General features: G+C 66.9%; 16 protein-coding genes. 11 read left to right on the forward strand and 5 right to left on the reverse strand.

Translation table 11 applies throughout. The annotated features are described in order from the left end of the window. Positions 1 to 23 precede the first annotated feature (23 nt). From QE373_RS12315 to QE373_RS12330, 4 genes are all read left to right on the forward strand, one after another. The gene (locus QE373_RS12315) at positions 24 to 2,246 is read left to right on the forward strand and encodes a TonB-dependent siderophore receptor (RefSeq protein WP_057507746.1); all 2,223 of its coding nucleotides are present in this window, start codon (positions 24 to 26) and stop codon (positions 2,244 to 2,246) included. A gap of 98 nt (positions 2,247 to 2,344) precedes the next feature. Further along, positions 2,345 to 2,677 carry a DUF3649 domain-containing protein gene (locus tag QE373_RS12320; RefSeq protein ID WP_309686954.1) on the forward strand — a complete coding sequence of 111 codons (333 nt, stop codon included), beginning with the start codon at positions 2,345 to 2,347 and terminating at the stop codon, positions 2,675 to 2,677. Continuing rightward, positions 2,674 to 4,308 (forward strand): PepSY-associated TM helix domain-containing protein, encoded by a 1,635-nt coding sequence (locus tag QE373_RS12325; protein ID WP_309686957.1) that lies wholly within the window; start codon positions 2,674 to 2,676, stop codon positions 4,306 to 4,308. The genes QE373_RS12320 and QE373_RS12325 overlap by 4 nt, the downstream gene beginning before the upstream one ends. Further along, the gene (locus QE373_RS12330) at positions 4,305 to 4,634 is read left to right on the forward strand and encodes a DUF3325 domain-containing protein (protein ID WP_309686959.1); all 330 of its coding nucleotides are present in this window, start codon (positions 4,305 to 4,307) and stop codon (positions 4,632 to 4,634) included. The genes QE373_RS12325 and QE373_RS12330 overlap by 4 nt, the downstream gene beginning before the upstream one ends. A gap of 98 nt (positions 4,635 to 4,732) precedes the next feature. Here QE373_RS12330 and rlmKL read toward each other — a convergent pair whose 3' ends face one another. Beyond that, positions 4,733 to 6,868 carry a bifunctional 23S rRNA (guanine(2069)-N(7))-methyltransferase RlmK/23S rRNA (guanine(2445)-N(2))-methyltransferase RlmL gene (gene rlmKL / locus QE373_RS12335; protein WP_309686961.1) on the reverse strand — a complete coding sequence of 712 codons (2,136 nt, stop codon included), beginning with the start codon at positions 6,866 to 6,868 and terminating at the stop codon, positions 4,733 to 4,735. A gap of 313 nt (positions 6,869 to 7,181) precedes the next feature. Continuing rightward, positions 7,182 to 7,709 (reverse strand): hypothetical protein, encoded by a 528-nt coding sequence (locus tag QE373_RS12340; RefSeq protein ID WP_309686963.1) that lies wholly within the window; start codon positions 7,707 to 7,709, stop codon positions 7,182 to 7,184. A 72-nt stretch (positions 7,710 to 7,781) separates the two neighbouring features. Here QE373_RS12340 and QE373_RS12345 point away from each other — a divergent pair, with 72 nt between their 5' ends. After that, positions 7,782 to 8,351 (forward strand): N-acetylmuramoyl-L-alanine amidase, encoded by a 570-nt coding sequence (locus QE373_RS12345; RefSeq protein WP_309686964.1) that lies wholly within the window; start codon positions 7,782 to 7,784, stop codon positions 8,349 to 8,351. A gap of 34 nt (positions 8,352 to 8,385) precedes the next feature. On the opposite strand, the gene QE373_RS12350 is transcribed toward QE373_RS12345, so the two are convergent. From QE373_RS12350 to QE373_RS12360, 3 genes are all read right to left on the reverse strand, one after another. Then, positions 8,386 to 9,291 (reverse strand): sulfurtransferase, encoded by a 906-nt coding sequence (locus QE373_RS12350; RefSeq protein WP_309686966.1) that lies wholly within the window; start codon positions 9,289 to 9,291, stop codon positions 8,386 to 8,388. Further along, a complete protein-coding gene (locus QE373_RS12355; RefSeq protein WP_057507739.1) occupies positions 9,288 to 10,100 on the reverse strand; it encodes a CoA pyrophosphatase in 813 nt (270 codons plus the stop codon). The genes QE373_RS12350 and QE373_RS12355 overlap by 4 nt, the downstream gene beginning before the upstream one ends. A gap of 99 nt (positions 10,101 to 10,199) precedes the next feature. Then, positions 10,200 to 10,901, reverse strand: a complete 702-nt coding sequence (locus QE373_RS12360) for an FKBP-type peptidyl-prolyl cis-trans isomerase (protein ID WP_057507738.1) — start codon at positions 10,899 to 10,901, stop codon at positions 10,200 to 10,202. Positions 10,902 to 11,084: 183 nt separating this feature from the next. On the opposite strand from QE373_RS12360, the gene QE373_RS12365 reads away from it, so the two are divergent. The 6 genes from QE373_RS12365 (at position 11,085) to pstS (QE373_RS12390) (ending at position 17,059) form a co-directional block, all read left to right on the forward strand. After that, positions 11,085 to 11,864 carry an enoyl-CoA hydratase-related protein gene (locus QE373_RS12365; protein WP_309689774.1) on the forward strand — a complete coding sequence of 260 codons (780 nt, stop codon included), beginning with the start codon at positions 11,085 to 11,087 and terminating at the stop codon, positions 11,862 to 11,864. Positions 11,865 to 11,867: 3 nt separating this feature from the next. Further along, a complete protein-coding gene (locus QE373_RS12370) occupies positions 11,868 to 12,224 on the forward strand; it encodes a hypothetical protein (RefSeq protein ID WP_309686972.1) in 357 nt (118 codons plus the stop codon). Further along, positions 12,224 to 12,913, forward strand: coding sequence for an endonuclease III (gene nth, locus QE373_RS12375; protein ID WP_309686974.1), 690 nt, complete (start codon positions 12,224 to 12,226; stop codon positions 12,911 to 12,913). The genes QE373_RS12370 and nth overlap by 1 nt, the downstream gene beginning before the upstream one ends. Before the next feature lie 183 nt (positions 12,914 to 13,096). Beyond that, positions 13,097 to 14,308 (forward strand): OprO/OprP family phosphate-selective porin, encoded by a 1,212-nt coding sequence (locus QE373_RS12380; protein ID WP_309686975.1) that lies wholly within the window; start codon positions 13,097 to 13,099, stop codon positions 14,306 to 14,308. 201 nt (positions 14,309 to 14,509) lie between these two features. Next, the gene (gene pstS / locus QE373_RS12385) at positions 14,510 to 15,529 is read left to right on the forward strand and encodes a phosphate ABC transporter substrate-binding protein PstS (protein ID WP_042614357.1); all 1,020 of its coding nucleotides are present in this window, start codon (positions 14,510 to 14,512) and stop codon (positions 15,527 to 15,529) included. Between the two features lie 438 nt (positions 15,530 to 15,967). Beyond that, on the forward strand, positions 15,968 to 17,059 hold the full coding sequence (pstS, locus tag QE373_RS12390) for a phosphate ABC transporter substrate-binding protein PstS (RefSeq protein WP_057507734.1): 1,092 nt from the start codon (positions 15,968 to 15,970) through the stop codon (positions 17,057 to 17,059). Positions 17,060 to 17,141: the final 82 nt, after the last annotated feature.

Consider the following 17,141-nt stretch of genomic DNA (forward strand, 5'->3'; position numbering starts at 1 on the left):
ACCTGCATGGAATCGCATCCCTCATGTCGTCGCTGTTCAACGCTCCGCCCCGTTCGCTGCTCGCGCTTGCCATCGGCAGCCTGCTGCTCGCTTCCACCGCCCACGCCGACACCCCGGCCGATGCCTCCGCGCGCACCCTGGATGCCGTGCAGGTCACCGCCGATGGCGAGATCAAGAACGGTTATACGGTCAAGCACGCCAGCACCGCCACCAAGCTGGACCTTTCGCTGCGCGAAACGCCGCAGTCGGTGACCGTTATCACCCGCCAGCGGCTGGACGACATGGGCCTGTTCGCGCTGTCCGATGTCATGGGCCAGGTCACCGGCGTGCACGTTTCGGTCACCGACAGCGAGCGCATCAACTATGTGTCGCGCGGCTACAACATCACCAATTTCCAGGTCGATGGCATGCTCAACACCTTCGGTGGGTCGATCAAGACCAACACCGACAGCGTGATCTACGAGCGTATCGAAGTGATCCGCGGTGCGACCGGCCTGACCACCGGTGCCGGCGATCCGTCGGGCACCATCAGCTTCGTGCGCAAGCGCCCCACCGATACCTTCCAGGCCGGTGCCAACCTGACCGTGGGCCGCTGGGGCAACCAGCGCCTGGAAGCCGACCTCGGCGGTCCGGTGGCGCTGGACGGGCGCATCCGGGCGCGCGTGGTCGCGGCCAAGCAGCAGAGCGATTCCTTCCGCGATGTGTACAAGCTGGACAAGGACGTGTTCTACGGCATCGTACAGGCCGACGTCACCGACAGCACCCTGCTGGAACTGGGCTACGAGTACCAGTCGCCGCACACTTCCGGGGTGACCTGGGGCGTGGTGCCGTACTGGGGCGCCGATGGCAAGCCGGCCAACCTGCCGCGCTCGACCAACCTGTCGGCATCGTGGAGTGCCTGGCCGATCATTGAAAAGACCAGCTTCGTACGCCTGGAGCAGCAGCTCGGCAACGGCTGGTCGGCCAAGGCCAACCTGACCCACGCCGACCGCGATACCGATGGCAGCGTCTGGTATGGCGCGCAGGGCTACCCACGCCCGGACGGTACCGGCGTGTCGGCCTACGTTTCGCACTTCAACGAGCAGAGCACGATGGATGTGTTCGACCTCAACGTCAGCGGTCCGTTCAAGCTGTTCGGGCGCAACCACGAACTGGTGTTCGGGCTGGGCCAGTCGGTGCGCAAGGGCGAATCCGATGCGCTCGACTTCGACTACACCACCGCCTATGCGGTGGTGCCGGACTGGCGCAACTGGACCGGCGATGTGCCGCGGCTGCCGGTCACCCGGCTGGGCTACCTGGCGTCGGAGAACGAGCTGAAGCAGAGCGCCGCCTACGTGGCCGCACGGCTGCAGCTGGCTGATCCGCTGCTGGCCGTGGTCGGTGCCCGTTATGGCAGCTGGGAAACCAGGACCTGGCGTTACACCCATGACACCGCCGGCAACCTGACCGCCACCACCCGCACCGGCTACAAGCCTGACGATTCGCTGACCCCGTACCTGGGACTGGTGTACGACTTCAACACGATCTTCAGCGGCTACGTCAGCTACACCGACATCTTCCAGCCGCAGAACTACCGCGACCGCAATGGGGATTACCTGGAACCGGTGGTCGGCACGATGTGGGAAGGCGGCCTGAAAGCCGAGTTCTTCGGCGGGCTGCTCAACGCATCCGCGGCGATCTTCGAAGGCGAGCAGGACAACGTGGCCGAGATCGATGATTCGGTGCCGCCGTCGTCGCTGCCCGATGGCAGCCAGGCCTACCGTTCCACCGGCAAGGGCAACAAGGTGAAAGGCTGGGAGCTGGAAACCCAGGGCAGCATCGGCGAGCACTGGAACCTCTCCGCCGGCTTTGCCCACACCACCATCCGCAACCGCGCCGGCGTGCTGCAGAAGACCACCAACCCGCAGGACACCTTCCGGCTCAACGCCAGCTGGCGTCCGGGCGGCGCCGAGGGCCGCTTCTGGCTGGGCGGCGGCGCGACCTGGCAGAGCGGCATCTGGAACAACAGCACCAAGCCGCGCGCGGACTACCTGACCAGCGGCCGCACCGAAAGCGCGCGCATCGAACAGGATGCGTTCTACCTGGTGAACCTGTCGGCCGGTTACCGCTTCAACGAAAACTTCAGTGCCCAGCTCAACATCAACAACGTGCTGGACAAGGAGTACTACAACAATGTCGGCTTCTACCAGGGTGTCTACTGGGGCGAACCCCGCAACGTGACCATGACGCTGCGCTGGAAGCTCTGACGATCTGATGGATGCCGCCGGCGAGGTGCCGGTGGCCGGCCACGGATGGCCCCCTCTCCACCGGCAGCGATGCCATCAACCGCAACTGCAGGATCACCGTGGACCGCTCGCCTCCTTCTGCCAGCACGACCGCCAGCGCCCGCCTGGCCACGTTCTTCGCCCACCCCGGCTGGGGTGTGTTTTCGCGCAGCATGGCCGCCATCTTCGGTGGCTACGCGCTGGCCGCGGTGACCTGCGTGTTCTGCGCGCTGGCGTTGCCCGGCGCGCGCGGCCAGACCGTGCTGACCGGCATGCTGGTGGCGATCGTGGTCTGTGCCTGTGCGGCGCTGTGGGCCTTCGCCAGCCGTACCGCGTTGCGTGCCTGGCTGGGCATCGCGCTGCCCACGGTAGTGATGGCGGCGGTTGCATGGGCACTGGGAGCGTGGGCATGAAAAACGGATTCCGCCAGTCGATGGCCTGGCTGCACACCTGGACCGGCCTGCTGGTCGGCTGGCTGCTGTTGTTGATCTTCATGGCCGGCACGGCCAGCTACTACCGCGAGGAAATCAGCCGCTGGATGCGCCCGGAACTGCCGGCCACCACGGTCAGTACCGACGTCGCCGCCGAGCGCGCGGTGCACTACCTGCAGGAACATGCCGGCCGGGCCGAGACCTGGTTCGTCACCCTGCCCGACCCGCGCAACCCGGCCATGCGGATGTTCTGGCGCAATCCGGAATCGATGGTCAAACCGCCGGTGGAAGGCGAGCGCCGCCGCCGCGGTGGCGGACGCTTCGGTGATGCCACGGTAGATCCCAACACCGGCGAAAAGCTGGAGGCGCGCGAAACCCGCGGCGGCGAATTCTTCTACCGCCTGCACTTCGACCTGCACTACATCCCGGTGCTGTGGGCACGTTACCTGGTGGGTTTCTGCGCGATGTTCATGCTGGTAGCGATCATCACCGGGGTCATCACCCACAAGAAGATCTTCAAGGACTTCTTCACCTTCCGCAAAGACAAGGGCCTGCGCTCCTGGCTTGATTTCCACAACGTCAGCGCGGTGATGGCGTTGCCGTACCACGCGATGATCACCTACACAGGCATCGTCACGTTGATGGTGATGTACCTGCCGTGGGGCATCAAGGCGGCCTACCCCACTGATGAAGATGCGTTCTTCAGCGAAGCGTTCGGCGGCATGCCCGAGGTCAGCGCACCGGCTGAAGGACGCGCTGCACCGCTGCCGATCCAACAGTTGCTGGACAGCGCGCGCACGCACTGGAAGGGCGTGGATGTATCCGGCTTCAGCGTCACCAGCCCGGGCGCGGCCAATGCGGTGATCGACATCCGCCAGCGCGATGGTCGACGCCTGTCCATCGATACGCCGGCGCTGCGCTACGACATGGTGACCGGCAAGCTGCTGATGGAATCACCGGCCTCCGGCGCGGCCACTGCGACGCGCGGGGTGATGTACGGACTGCACCTGGCCCACTTCGCCGACTGGGGACTGCGTGCGTTCTTCTTCCTGTCCGGCCTGACCGGCTGCCTGATGGTGGCCAGCGGCGTGGTGCTGTGGGCGGTCAAGGAGCGGCCGAAACATGCCAAGAGTGGCCGGATCGGCTTCGGCCTGCGGCTGGTGGACGCGCTGAACATCGGCGCGGTGGCCGGCCTGCCGATCGCGTTCGCAGCGTACTTCTGGGGTAACCGGCTGCTGCCGCTGCAGCTGCCCGAGCGCGCCGACGCCGAGGTAAGCGTGTTCTTCTACGCCTGGGGTGCGGCCCTGCTGGCCGCGTTCGTCTGGCCGAAGCGGGTCATGTGGACGTGGCAGCTGTACCTCGGTGCGGCCTTGTTCGCGCTGTTGCCGCTGCTCAATGCGCTGACCACGCACGCCCATCTGGGCGTGACCGTGCCGGCCGGCGACTGGGTACTGGCCGGCTTCGACCTGGTGATGCTGGCCTTCGGCGCGATGCTGGCGATGTGCGGCTGGAGGATGCAGCGCTGGACGCCGCCGTTGAGCGCGGCGGAGAAGAAAAAACGAGCGGCCGCCGCTGCCGCGGGCAGTGCGGTGGCGATGGAGGCGAAGGCATGATGCTGCTGGCGTTGGGCGTGTCCTTCAGCGCGTTCGCGGCGTTGTCGCTGGCGATGGAAAAGCACCAGCTGGACCTGCATGGCAAGCAGGCCGCGCCGCTGTCGCGGCGCCGGCAGTGGTCGGTGCTGGGCTGGGTGCTGCTGGGCGTGGCATTCGGCTTGAGCGTGGTCGACCACGGCTGGGCGATGGGCCCGGTGCTGTGGCTGGGCACGATGACCATCGCCGGGCTGCTGCTGGCCTTCGGGCTGTATCCGTGGAAGCCGCGCTGGATCGCGCCGGCGGCGCTGGCGTTGCCGGTACTGGGGCTGGTGGTGGCGTTGGTGTGAGGTAGTGACGGCCGCTGGCCGTCACGCTTCTACCGCTGCGCTCGCCGAGCATGGCTCGGCGCTACCGGGGAACGGCGGGCGCGACCCACCCGGGGCGATCAGAGCGCGCGCAGTTCCCATGCGCGATGGATGCGCGCGTTGCGTTCGAAATCCGGCCCGATGGTGCGTGGGCTGATCTCGCGGCAGGTGGCGAACGCGGCGATCGCGTTTTCTTCCAGCTTGAAGCGGCGGAAGTTGTTGGAGAAGTACAGCACGCCACCCGGTGCCAGCCGCGCCACGGCCGCACGCAGCAGCCGCAGCTGCTCGCGCTGCACGTCGAAATCTTCGGCACGCGCGGAGTTGGAGAAGGTCGGCGGATCGCAGAAGATCACGTCGTACCGGCCTTCGTCGGCCTCCAGCCACGCCATCGCATCGGCCTGCACCAGCAGGTGCTGGTTGCCGCCCTGCCCGTTCAAGGCCAGGTTGTCGTAGCACCACTGCAGGTAGGTCGCCGACAGGTCCACGCTGGTGGTGCTGGCCGCACCCGCCACCGCCGCCTGCACACTGGCCACGCCGGTATAGCAGAACAGATTGAGGAAATGCTTGCCGCGGATCTGTTCGGCCATCGTGCGGCGCAGCGGACGGTGGTCCAGGAACAGGCCGGTATCGAGGTAATCGAACAGGTTCACCCGCAGCAGCGCGTCGTTCTCGCGCACGATGAGGAACTCATCGCGCCGCTCGAAGCGACCGTACTTGCTGCCGCCCTTGCCGCGCTCGCGCGACTTCAGCGCCACCTGCTCCGGCGGAACCTGGAATACCTCGCGCGCGGCCGACAGCAGTTCGTTGCGGCGGCGGCGCACGTCGTTCTCCGGGATGGTCGCCGGCGGGGCGTATTCCTGCACGTGCAGGAAGGTGCGGCCCTTGCCGCCGTCTTCCTGGTACACGTCGATGGCCGCCGCGTATTCGGGCAGGTCTGCATCGTAGGCACGGAAGCAGCTCACCTGCTCGCGCGCTCGCCAGGTCTTGAACTTCTTCAGGTTCTTGCGGATGCGGTTGGCCACCATCTGCGCGCCTTCGCTCAGCTCGCGCGGCACGGCCGGGTCGCGCTTGGGCACGGCCACCGGATCACAGACGATCAGCGCGCACTCCAGCGCACCGTTGAACATCTGGTACTTCTTGCCGGCGCGCAGGCCGGTGGCGAAGGCCAGTTCGTCATCGCCACACAGCAGGCTGGCGCGCCACTGCGGCACGGCCTTCTGCAGCGCATCGCCGAGACGGCGATACAGTGCTGGATCGGCCGCCAGCCGCTCGTCATAGGGCGGGTTGCAGACCACCGTACCGATCTCCAGCGGCGGCGCCGGCAGGTCATCGATATCGGCGCGGGTGAAGGTGATCGCATGCGCGACGCCTGCCACTTCGGCATTTTCGCGCGCCGCGGCAATCGCCAGCGGATCGATGTCGCTGCCGAACACCACCGGCTTCAGCGCCGCCAGGCCGGCCGTCTCGCGCTCGCGCGCCTCGGCCAGCAGGGCCTTCCAGCTTTCCTTGTCAAAGCCCAGCCAGCGGCTCGGCGGCAGGCTGCCATGGCGCATCAGTCCGGGTGCCACGTCGGCGGCCATCAAGGCGCCTTCGATCAGCAGCGTGCCACTGCCGCACATCGGGTCCAGCAGGCCCCCTCCGGCGGCGTGCAGGCGCGGCCACTGCCCGCGCAGCAGCACGGCGGCGGCGAGGTTTTCGCGCAGCGGCGCATCGTGCGCGGCGCCACGCCAACCGCGGCGGTGCAGCGGGCCACCCCCGAGGTCGATGGAGATCGTGGCCCGGCCCTTGCGCAGGGACAGGTTGATGCGGATGTCCGGCAGATCGGTATTCACCGACGGACGCTCCAGCCCTTCGCTGCGCATGCGGTCGACCACCGCATCCTTGATCCGCTGCGCGGCAAAGCGCGCGTGGGTGATCTTGTCTCCGGAGACGTGCGCATCCACGGCCAGGGTCATCTCCGGCTTCATGTGGTCCTGCCACGGCATCATGTGCACGCCGTCATACAGGGCCTGTTCGTCGGGGCATTCGAACTCGGCCAGCGGCCACAGCACGCGGCTGGCCAGGCGCGACCACAGCACCACGCGCTGCGCCTGTGCCAGGTCACCTTCGGCGTTGGCGCCGGCAATGGTAGCGGTCGCCTTGGCGAGGCCCAGGGCCGACAGTTCATCGGCAAGCAGGTATTCCAGGCCCTTGGCGCAGGAGACGAAGAAATTCACGGGATCGGTTTCGCAGGTGGGGCGGCCGCTTGCGCGGCGCAGGGTCGGGCAGGCCCTGGCAACGGGCCCGCGCCCATGCCGGCGGCACGGGGGCCCCATTGTAATCGCTGGCGGCCCGGACCGCCCTGACGGGTCTCGGGGCGTTGGGAAAGGGCGTGACGACCAACGGTCGTCACCGAGAGCAAACCCGTTGGTGGCGCCGAGCCGTGCTCGGCGGGGAGCAGGAGCTGGACGGCCAGCGGCCGTCCCTACCGGGACTGCGGCGGCTGCAAGAACTGGACGGCCAGCGGCCGTCACTACCGGGGGCGGCGTCTTACAGGCGGCGCAGCAGGGCTTCGAAGGCGGCCGAGGATTCGGCCACGTGGTTGTTCAGGCGATGGCCGTCGTTGACCAGCAGCAGCGATGCCGAGCGCTTGCGCGCCCAGTCGATGACCGCGGTCGCGGGGATCAGTTCGTCATGCCAGGCGTGCACTACGCTGGTGGGCACGGCGGCCGCATCCAACGCGGGCATGGGGCCCATGGTGGTCGGCGGCACCATCAGGAACAGGCCCGCCACCGGCACCTGCAGCGAGGCGATGGCGGAGATGTAGGCGCCCAGGCTGGACCCGGCCAGCACCACCGGGCCGCGGGCCGCGGCGGCCGTGGCCAGCACGATAAGCCGCTGCAGCCGTGCCGGCACGTCGCCGAGCCGGCTCACCTCCGCCCTGGCATCCAGGTCCATGAAGTCGGGCCGCTCGTGGGTCCAGCCAAGCCGCTCGGCCACGTCGGCCAGCGCGGTCACCTTGATGGCATCGGGGCCGCTTTCGAAGCCATGCGACAGGATGCAGTGTCCGCGGCTCATGCGGACACCGTCGGGACGCGCGCAGCGGTCATTTCGGGAATGCAGTTCATCGCGCAATGCTAGCATCGGCACATGCCGAATCCGCTGATTCCCGGGCTGCAGATCCAGCCGCTGCCCTACCACGACCTGCTGCCCCTGCGCGCGACGGACAGCCTGCAGACCGTGGTGGTGCATTGCACCGAACTGCCGGACCTGGCGATGGCACGCCAGTACGGTGAGAAGCCGCTGTACGAAAGCGGGACCGGCAACAGCGGGCACTTCTACATCGACCGCGATGGCAGCGTGTACCAGTACGTGGCCACCGAGCGCATCGCCCACCACGTGCGGGGCATGAACGCGACGTCCATCGGCATCGAGCTGGTCAACACGGGCCGCTATCCGGACTGGTTCGACAGCCGTTGCCAATCCATGCAGGAACCCTACCCCGCCGCGCAGATCGCGGCCCTGCTCGTACTGGTGCGCGCGCTGGCGGCGCGCCATCCGTCATTGCGCCACATCGTGGGCCACGACGAGCTGGACCTGGAGCAGATCCCGGCCAGCGACGATGCCGCGATCACGGTGGCGCGCAAGCGCGATCCGGGCCCGTTGTTCCCATGGCACGAGGTGCTGGCCGGCGTCCCGCTCCGCCACGCAGTACCGTAAAAGGGCGGCGCGCCTGCCCGCCACCACGGATGGATTACGCGCCGGTCGCCACCGGCCGGGCCGGGTCACTGATCCAGCCGCTCCACGAATCGGCGTAGACGCGCGCGCCATGCAGGCCGGCCGATTCCATCGCCAGCAACAGATGGCAGGCGGTAACGCCCGATCCACACATCAGCACCACCTGCGCGGGATCATGCGCGCCGATCACCTGCTGCAGTTCGGCGCGCAGCTCATCGGCCGGGCGCATCCTGCCGTCCACCACGTTCAACGCGAACGGACGGTTGACCGCACCGGGTACGTGGCCGGCCACCGGATCGAGCGGCTCCACTGCACCGCGGAAACGTTCGTTGGCGCGTGCATCGACCAGCCAGCCGGCGGCATGCTTCAGCCGCATCGCTACTTCGTCCGCACTCGCCACTTGGCGGCCATCCAGCTGGCCGGGATACGGCGGCAGTGCGGCGGGGGGGATGACCTTCGTGCTTACCGGCAGACCGGCCTGCTGCCACGCCGCGAAGCCGCCATCAAGCACGGACACCCGCCCATGCCCCATCAAGCGCAGCAGCCACCACAGGCGTGCGGCGGCCATGCTGCCTTCGGCCGCGTCATACACCACCACCTGCGTGTCCGGGCCGATGCCCCAGCGACCGACGGTGGCAGCAAACGTTGCGCTGTCCGGCAGCGGATGCCGGCCGTGGCCCACGCTGCGCTTGTCTGAAAGATCGTGGTCGAGGTCGGCATGCACCGCACCGGGAATGTGCCCGGCGGCGTACTGCGCTGCCCCGGCCTGCGCATCGGTCAGCGAAAACCGCGCATCGACCACGCGCACGGCGGTGCTGGCGGTGGCGCGTGCGTCCACCACGCGCAGCGTATCGGCGTCGAGCATCGCGGCCAATGATGCGGCGTCGACCAGCGGGTTCCAGCGTCCTTCAATGTCGGTCATTGCACTTGCTCCAGGCGACGGCGCAGGTTGTACAGGATGGCTGCGGTGGCGCCCCATATCCGCTGGCCCGGCCAGCTGTATTCCAGGACATGGCGCACGCGCCCGCGATGGGTGATTTCCACGTGGCGCAGGTTGTCCGGAGACATCAGGAAATCCAGCGGCACTTCGAACACATCGGCCACTTCATCAGGGGATGGAATGGGCTTGAAGGCCGGATCGATCACCGCCACCACCGGCGTCACGCGGTAACCGGTAATGGTAACGAACGGATCCAGATAACCGAGCGCCTGCACCTGGCCGGCCGCCAACGCAATCTCTTCGTTGCTTTCGCGCAACGCCGCGGCAACCGCATCGGCGTCGTCGGCTTCGGTGCGGCCGCCGGGAAAACCCACCTGGCCACCATGCTGGCGCAGCGCTTCGGTGCGGCGGGTCAGGATCACCTGCGCGCCGGTGGCACGCGGCACGATACCGGCCAGCACGGCCGCTTCGACCAGCGGCCCGGGGGGCAGCAGGTCGATCAGTTCGCTGCGGTTCCAGCCATCACCTTGGGGCGGCGCATCCAGCGGATGCAGCGCGCGCATCAGGCGTTGGTGGTCGGCCAGCGAACCTTCCAGCGAAGCGCGCAGCTGCTCGCGCAGCGGCAGGCGATGGTGCATGACATGCTGTCGTTCGCGCTCGCTCATCGACGACCACCGCGCGATTTCGTCGATGCTGCGCAGGCAGCCGGTGCACGACCGATGCGGGTCGAGTTCGCATTTTCCAATGCAGGGACTGGGCACGGCACGTGCTGTTTTTTCCGTGGTTTGCACCGCCGTACATTACCGCGAATGGGCCACGGCCGGCACCCGGCGCAAACAAAAACGCGCCGGTGGAAGCCACCGGCGCGTCGGGTAGAACCGTGTTGCTGATTACTTGACGCTGACCAGCTTGATTTCAAACTGCACGGCCACGTTCGGCGGGAACGGGGTACGCGGGTCCGCACCGTAGGCCTGTTCCGGCGGCAGGGTCACTTCCCACTTCGAACCAGCCGGCATCTGCAGCAGGGTCTCGCGCATGGCCTTCATTTCCACTTCGCTCAGCTTCATCGCAGGAATCTGCTGGGCGGGACGGGCTTCAGCCGGCCGGGTGCCGTACGGGAACGGACCGGCCACTTCCAGCTGCACGGTGCTGGCCTGGGTCGGCTTGGCGCCGTTGCCGGCTTCGATCACGCGGTACTGCACGCCGCTGGCGAGGGTCTGCACGCCCGACTTGGCCTTGTTGGTGGCCAGGAACTGGGTGCTCTTGGTCTTGTTTTCAGCAGCAGCCTTGTCGTACTCGGCCTTGGCAGCCTGCGCACGACCCTGCTCGCGCTTCTGGAACGCTTCAACGGCCGGCTTCAGCTGGTCGGCGGTGATGGCCGGCTGCTTCTTGGCGTAGGCATCCTGCAGGCCCTTCACCACCGAGTTGATGTCCAGCTGTTCACCGCGACCGGTCAGCTCGGCAAGGTTGTTGCCGTAGTCGTAACCGAAGTAATAGCTGAGCTTGCCCTTTTCGGACGCAACGTCCTGGGCGAAGGCATTGCCCGTCAGGGCCAGGGCCGCGACGGCGACCGCGATAGAACGCAACTTCATCAAACAATTCTCCAGGGGTGGTAACTCAGGGGGCGTTTTCGCCGCCCTGAGGCGACGGGTTAGGATAGCGGCCGCGAGGGGGGTTCCGCTACTGACAACGCAGGCTTTGACCTGACTGCGTTTCAAGAGTTCAACATCACTATTTTTTAACGTTTCTGGAGATTCAGCGTGGCCGACGCCCCGATTGCCGCCCCCGTTGTCGTATTGGACCACGGTTTCATCCGCACCGTGACGGTGCAGCGGCCGGAGAAACTCAATGCGCTCAACGGGGAAACCCTGCGCGCACTGGCTGCAGCCTTCGAGCAGGCCGCCCAGGACCCGGCCGTACGCGTCGTGATCCTGACCGGCGCCGGGCCGAAAGCCTTCGTTGCAGGGGCTGACATCAGCGAGATGAATACCCTGTCGGCCGTGGAGGGACGGGACTTTTCCTTTCTGGGCCAGCGCCTTATGCGTCAGATCGAGCGGATGCCCCAGCCGGTCATCGCGCGCGTAAACGGGTTCGCGCTGGGCGGCGGGCTGGAACTGGCCATGGCCTGCCACCTGCGCATTGCCGTCGATACCGCCCGGCTGGGCCAGCCGGAGATCACCCTGGGACTGATTCCCGGCTTCGGCGGCAGCCAGCGCCTGCTGCGCCTGTGCGGGCGCGCCGCAGCGCTGGAACTGTGCCTGCTGGGCACCCCGATCGATGCCGCGCGGGCGCTGCAGCTGGGGCTGGTCAACGAGGTCGCCAGCGCCGATGACCTGGATGCGCGGGTAGCCGGACTTGCCGAACGGCTGGCAAACGCGGCGCCGCTGGCCGTGCGGGCGCTGCTGGATGCGGTGCACGTGGGCGGTGAATGCAGCCTGGAATCGGGACTGGAATACGAAAGTGCGCAGTTCGGGCTGCTGTTTGCCACCCAGGACATGCGTGAAGGCACCAGCGCCTTCCTCGAGCGGCGTGCCGCCGTGTTCCAGAACCGCTGAACCATGGCCCGCGTGATCGACCCTGCGCTGTTGTTGCAGCGGGTTCTGGCCGACGACCTGGATGGCGCCGTGCAGGCTGGCCTGATGGAGTACGCGCCCGGTGATGCCGATGGCAGCCGGGTGCCCGGGCATCCGGATCTTGCGCAGCGCTTGCTGCAGGCCCAGCACCAGCTGCGCCAGGCCTGGGCGGCACGTGAGCGCTACCGGGCACGCGCGGTACGCTTGGCGCGCCGCGATGCCGAGCGCGACGCGCGCCGTGCACCGCCGCCGGCACCCGACCAGAAGCCCGCCCTGCCCTCTGCCGCCGCGGCGATCCTGGCCCGCGCGAAGGCGCGCGCCGCCGCACCGAAAGGAAACTGATGGCTACCGTCAGCAAGACCGCACGCGCACCCGCGCGGCGTACGGCGAAGATGCCGCGCGCCGACGTGGTGGAAATGTTCACCCGGCTGCGCGAACTCAATCCGCACCCGAAGACGGAACTGGAATACAGCTCGCCGTTCGAGCTGCTGGTGGCCGTGGCACTGTCCGCGCAGGCCACCGACGTGGGCGTCAACAAGGCCACGCGCAAGCTGTTTCCGGTGGCCAACACGCCGCAGGCGATCCTGGACCTGGGCGAGGAAGGACTGAAGCGCTACATCTCCACTATCGGCCTGTTCAACGCCAAGGCGAAGAATGTGATCGCCGCCTGCCGCCTGCTGGTCGAGCAGCACGGCAGCGTGGTGCCGCAGGACCGCGCCGCGCTGGAAGCCCTGCCCGGCGTGGGCCGCAAGACCGCCAACGTGGTGCTCAACACCGCCTTCGGGCAGCCGACCATGGCGGTGGATACGCATATTTTCCGCGTTTCCAACCGAACCGGGCTGGCACCGGGCAAGGACGTGCGCGCGGTCGAGGACGGGCTGATGAAGGCGATTCCAGCGGAGTTCCTGCTCGATGCGCACCACTGGTTGATCCTGCACGGGCGCTATGTGTGCAAGGCGCGCAAACCGGATTGTCCGCAGTGCGTGATCCGCGATCTGTGCCGCTTCAAGGACAAGACGCTGGCCGCCTGACGCGGGCACACGCGCTGCCATCGGGACGCAATCCTGCCGTCATATGGGTCGGGCCTGATAGGCACCTTGTTGGTGGGCAAGGCCCCTCGCGGCCGACGGCCGTTCGCGAACTGTCATATTTACGCAATCTTCACGATCTAGCCTGCGCGCATCTTCCCACCTGCCTGCAAGGCTACTTTCTCCATGAAACTGCATCGCCAACTTCTCACTGCGGCCGTTGCGGCTGCGCTGTTCGTCCCGGCCGCCCACGCTGAAGTGGCCATCGATGTGATCGGCGGTTCGGAGATCACCTTCGAAGGCCTGATCCAGGCCGATGGCAACTGGTTCGACAACGATGTAGCCGACCTCAACGGCGGCGATGCAGCCAACGGCAAGGACAGCGAGTTCGAGCTGCGCCGCGCCGAACTGGTGCTCAAGGGCAAGGGCCCGGGCAACGTGGAATGGGTGGTCGGCTACGACGCCAAGGCTGACAAGTTCCTCGACACCAACATCAAGTACAAGCTGGGCGGCAACAGCAACCACTACCTGCAGCTGGGCCAGTACAAGCAGCCCAACAGCCTGGAAGAGCTGTCCAGCACCAAGAACAACGACTTCATCTCCAAGGCCGCCGTCACCAACACCTACGCGGTGGCGCGTCGCCTCGGCGGCGCCTGGGGCTACGGCCAGGACAACTGGTCGGTCACTGCCAGCGCCTTCGGCCGCGAACTGACCCGCAACCTGGCCCACGGCAGCGGCTACGGCGCGCGCGGCACCTTCGCCCCGATCAACGAAAAGGGCCAGGTGCTGCATTTCGGCCTGAGCTACGTGGCCTACGACACCGACGCAGATACCCTGCGCGTGCGTGCCCGTCCGAACGCCGACCTGGCCACCGTGCGCCTGGTCGACAGCGGCAACATGGTCGACACCGATCGCGTCACCACGCTGGGCGTGGAAGCGATGTACATCGGCGGACCGTTCAAGGCGCAGGGTGAGTACTACAGCAGCAAGGCCAAGCGCATGGCCAACGACAACTACACCAGCGATGGCTTCTATGTCAGCGGCCTGTGGAACATCACCGGCGAGACCTGGGGCTACAAGGGCGGCGTGCCGGGCACCGGCCTGCCGGACAACCCGGGCAGCGGCATGTGGCAGCTTGGCGCACGTTACGACCACATGGACCTCAACGACGGCAATCTGAGCGCCAACCCGGTCGCCGGTCGTCCGCCGATCGTGGACGGCGTGCTGGGCGGCAAGATGGATATCTGGACCGTGGGCGTGAACTACTACTGGCGCTCCAACACCAAGTTCGCGCTGAACTACGTGATGGTGGACAGCGAGAAGTACAGCTCCAGCGCGCGTGGCTTCGTCAACGACGATCCAAACATCCTGGAAGCGCGCCTGCAGTTCTTCTGGTAAGCGCGTAGTTGCAATCAGCTGATCGTGGAGGGCACGGCATTGCGCCGTGCCCTTCTGCGTTTGCGGGCTGATTGGCCGCGGAAGTTTTTTCGCGCTGTCATGGAGGCGTCATGTGACAGTCGCGTTGGTGTCACGCAATCGTTATGGAATGTGCAGCGACACGACGGGTACTCACCCGTCCACCACCCAGGAGCCATCCCCGTGATCCACGCCTTCAAGTCGCGCGCCGCCGTCGCCATCCTGGCCGCGTCGTCCGTCTTCGCCGCCAACGCCGCTGATGTGACCGGCGCCGGCGCGTCCTTCATCTTCCCCGTGATGTCCAAGTGGTCGGCCGATTACACCGTCGCCACCGGCAAGAAGGTCAATTACCAGTCCATCGGTTCCGGCGGTGGCATCGCGCAGATCAAGGCCGCCACGGTCGACTTTGGTTCTTCCGATGCCCCGCTGAAGCCGGAAGAACTGGCGGCTGCAGGCCTGGCCCAGTTCCCTTCGGTGATCGGCGGCGTGGTGCCGGTGATCAACGTGGCCGGCATCGCCCCGGGCGCGCTGAAGCTGGATGGCGCCACCCTGGCCAACATCTTCCTGGGCAAGATCAAGACCTGGAACGACCCGGCCATCGCCGCGCTGAACCCGGGCCTGACCCTGCCGGCCGCGAAGGTCACCATCGTCCACCGTTCGGATGGTTCGGGCACCACCTTCAACTTCGTCAACTACCTGTCCAAGGTCAGCCCGGAGTGGAAGACCAAGGTCGGTGAAGGCACCTCGGTCCAGTGGCCGGCCGGCATCGGCGGCAAGGGCAACGAAGGCGTCGCCGCCTACGTCAAGCAGATCAAGGGCGGCATCGGCTACGTCGAACTGTCCTACGCCCTGCAGAACCGCATGTCCTATGCATCGATGAAGAACGCCGCCGGCAATGTCGTGCAGCCGTCGGACACCACCTTCGCCGCTGCGGCCGCCAGCGCCGATTGGGCCAACGCCAAGGACTTCTACCTGGTGATGACCAACGCACCGGGCGCCCAGGCCTGGCCGATCACTGCCACCAACTTCATCCTGGTGCGCAAGCAGCCGCGCAACGTGGCCAACGCCAAGGCAACCCAGGACTTCTTCCGCTGGATCTACAAGAGCGGTGACAACCAGGCCAAGCAGCTGGACTACGTGCCGCTGCCGGACAGCCTGGTGCAGCAGATCGAAACGTATTGGACGCAGAACCTGAAGTACTGATCCATCAAGGCATGGGGCCGGCGGGGACTCTCTCCCTCCGCCGGCCCTTTCCGGGGCGCGCGACCTTCCAGGGTTGCGCGTTTTTTTTTTGCGCCCGGTCTTCCTGCATGCACGCGGTGCCGGGTGGGGTAGTGCAGGACACGCCGCAAGTAAATCCTTGAAGGCTGCGTCGCCGCATCCATGCGGCTCAGCGTCCTGCACTACCCGACCCGGCACCGCTTGGGACAGACTGCGGGCGCGTGGGCGTGAAGGCGAGAGCAGAAGCCGCGCAGTTCGGGTGGCGCAGGTGGCTTGGCTGGACGGCGCGGGGTCGTGAAAGGCCCGTCAACAGGGGCGCTGCGGGGAAGCTGTCACCTGCGTCATCAGGTTGTAACAAAAACATCATTTCATAGCCGCAACCGCCGGACAGACCGGCAACCTACCGCTATGGAGTGACGCATGAAACTGCAGAAGGCCGGCCTGGCCACCCTTTCCCTGGCCATTGCCCTCGGCCTGTCGGCCTGCGGCGGCAACGAAGCACCGACCGCCCAGCAGCCGGCTGACGGCTCCACCGCTGCGGCCCCGGCCGCCGGTGACAAGGTCAGTGCCGAAGTCTCCGGCGCCGGCGCTTCCTTCATCTTCCCGCTGGTGTCCAAGTGGTCGGCCGATTACAACGCCGCCAGCGGCGCCAAGATCAACTACCAGTCGATCGGCTCCGGCGGCGGCATCGCCCAGATCAAGGCCGGCACCGTTGATTTCGGTTCGTCGGACAAGCCGCTGAGCAGCGAAGAGCTGGCCCAGTCCGGCCTGGCGCAGTTCCCGTCGGCCATCGGCGGCGTGGTGCCGGTGGTCAACATCGAAGGCCTGGAGCCGGGCAAGCTGCGCCTGAGTGGCACCCTGCTGGCGGACATCTTCCTGGGCAAGATCAAGACCTGGAACGACCCGGCGATCATCGCCGCCAACCCGGGCGTGACCCTGCCGGAAGGCAAGATCACCCTGGTCCACCGCTCCGACGGTTCGGGCACCACCTTCAACTTCACCAACTATCTGTCCAAGGTCAGCGCGGACTGGAAGGGCAAGGTCGGCGAAGGCACCTCCGTACAGTGGCCGGACGGCGTGGGTGGCAAGGGCAACGAAGGCGTGGCTTCGTACGTGAAGCAGATCAAGGGTTCCATCGGCTACGTCGAACTGGCCTACGCCCTGCAGAACAGCATGCCGTACACCTCCATGCAGAACGCGGCCGGCACCTGGGTGCAGCCGAGCGCTGAAACCTTCGCCGCCGCGGCCGCCAGCGCCGACTGGGCCAGTGCCAAGGACTTCAACCTGGTCATCACCAATGCACCGGGTGAGCAGGCCTGGCCGATCACCGCCACCAACTTCATGCTGATGCAGAAGCAGCCCAAGGATGCCAAGCGCAACCAGGACGCGCTGGCGTTCTTCAAGTGGGCCTTCGAAAACGGCCAGACCCAGGCCAACGAGCTGCACTACGTGCCGCTGCCGGCCGAACTGGTCACCCAGATCGAAGCCTACTGGGGCACCGAACTGAAGTGATGCCGGCACGGTGCCCGCCCCGCGCGGGCACCGTCCTTCTGCGTACCGCATCACCCCGCCCCCAACTGGCCGCGCCGCCCAT

The organism is Stenotrophomonas sp. SORGH_AS_0321, assembly GCF_031453215.1.
In the GTDB taxonomy this organism is placed as follows: Bacteria; Pseudomonadota; Gammaproteobacteria; order Xanthomonadales; family Xanthomonadaceae; genus Stenotrophomonas; species Stenotrophomonas chelatiphaga.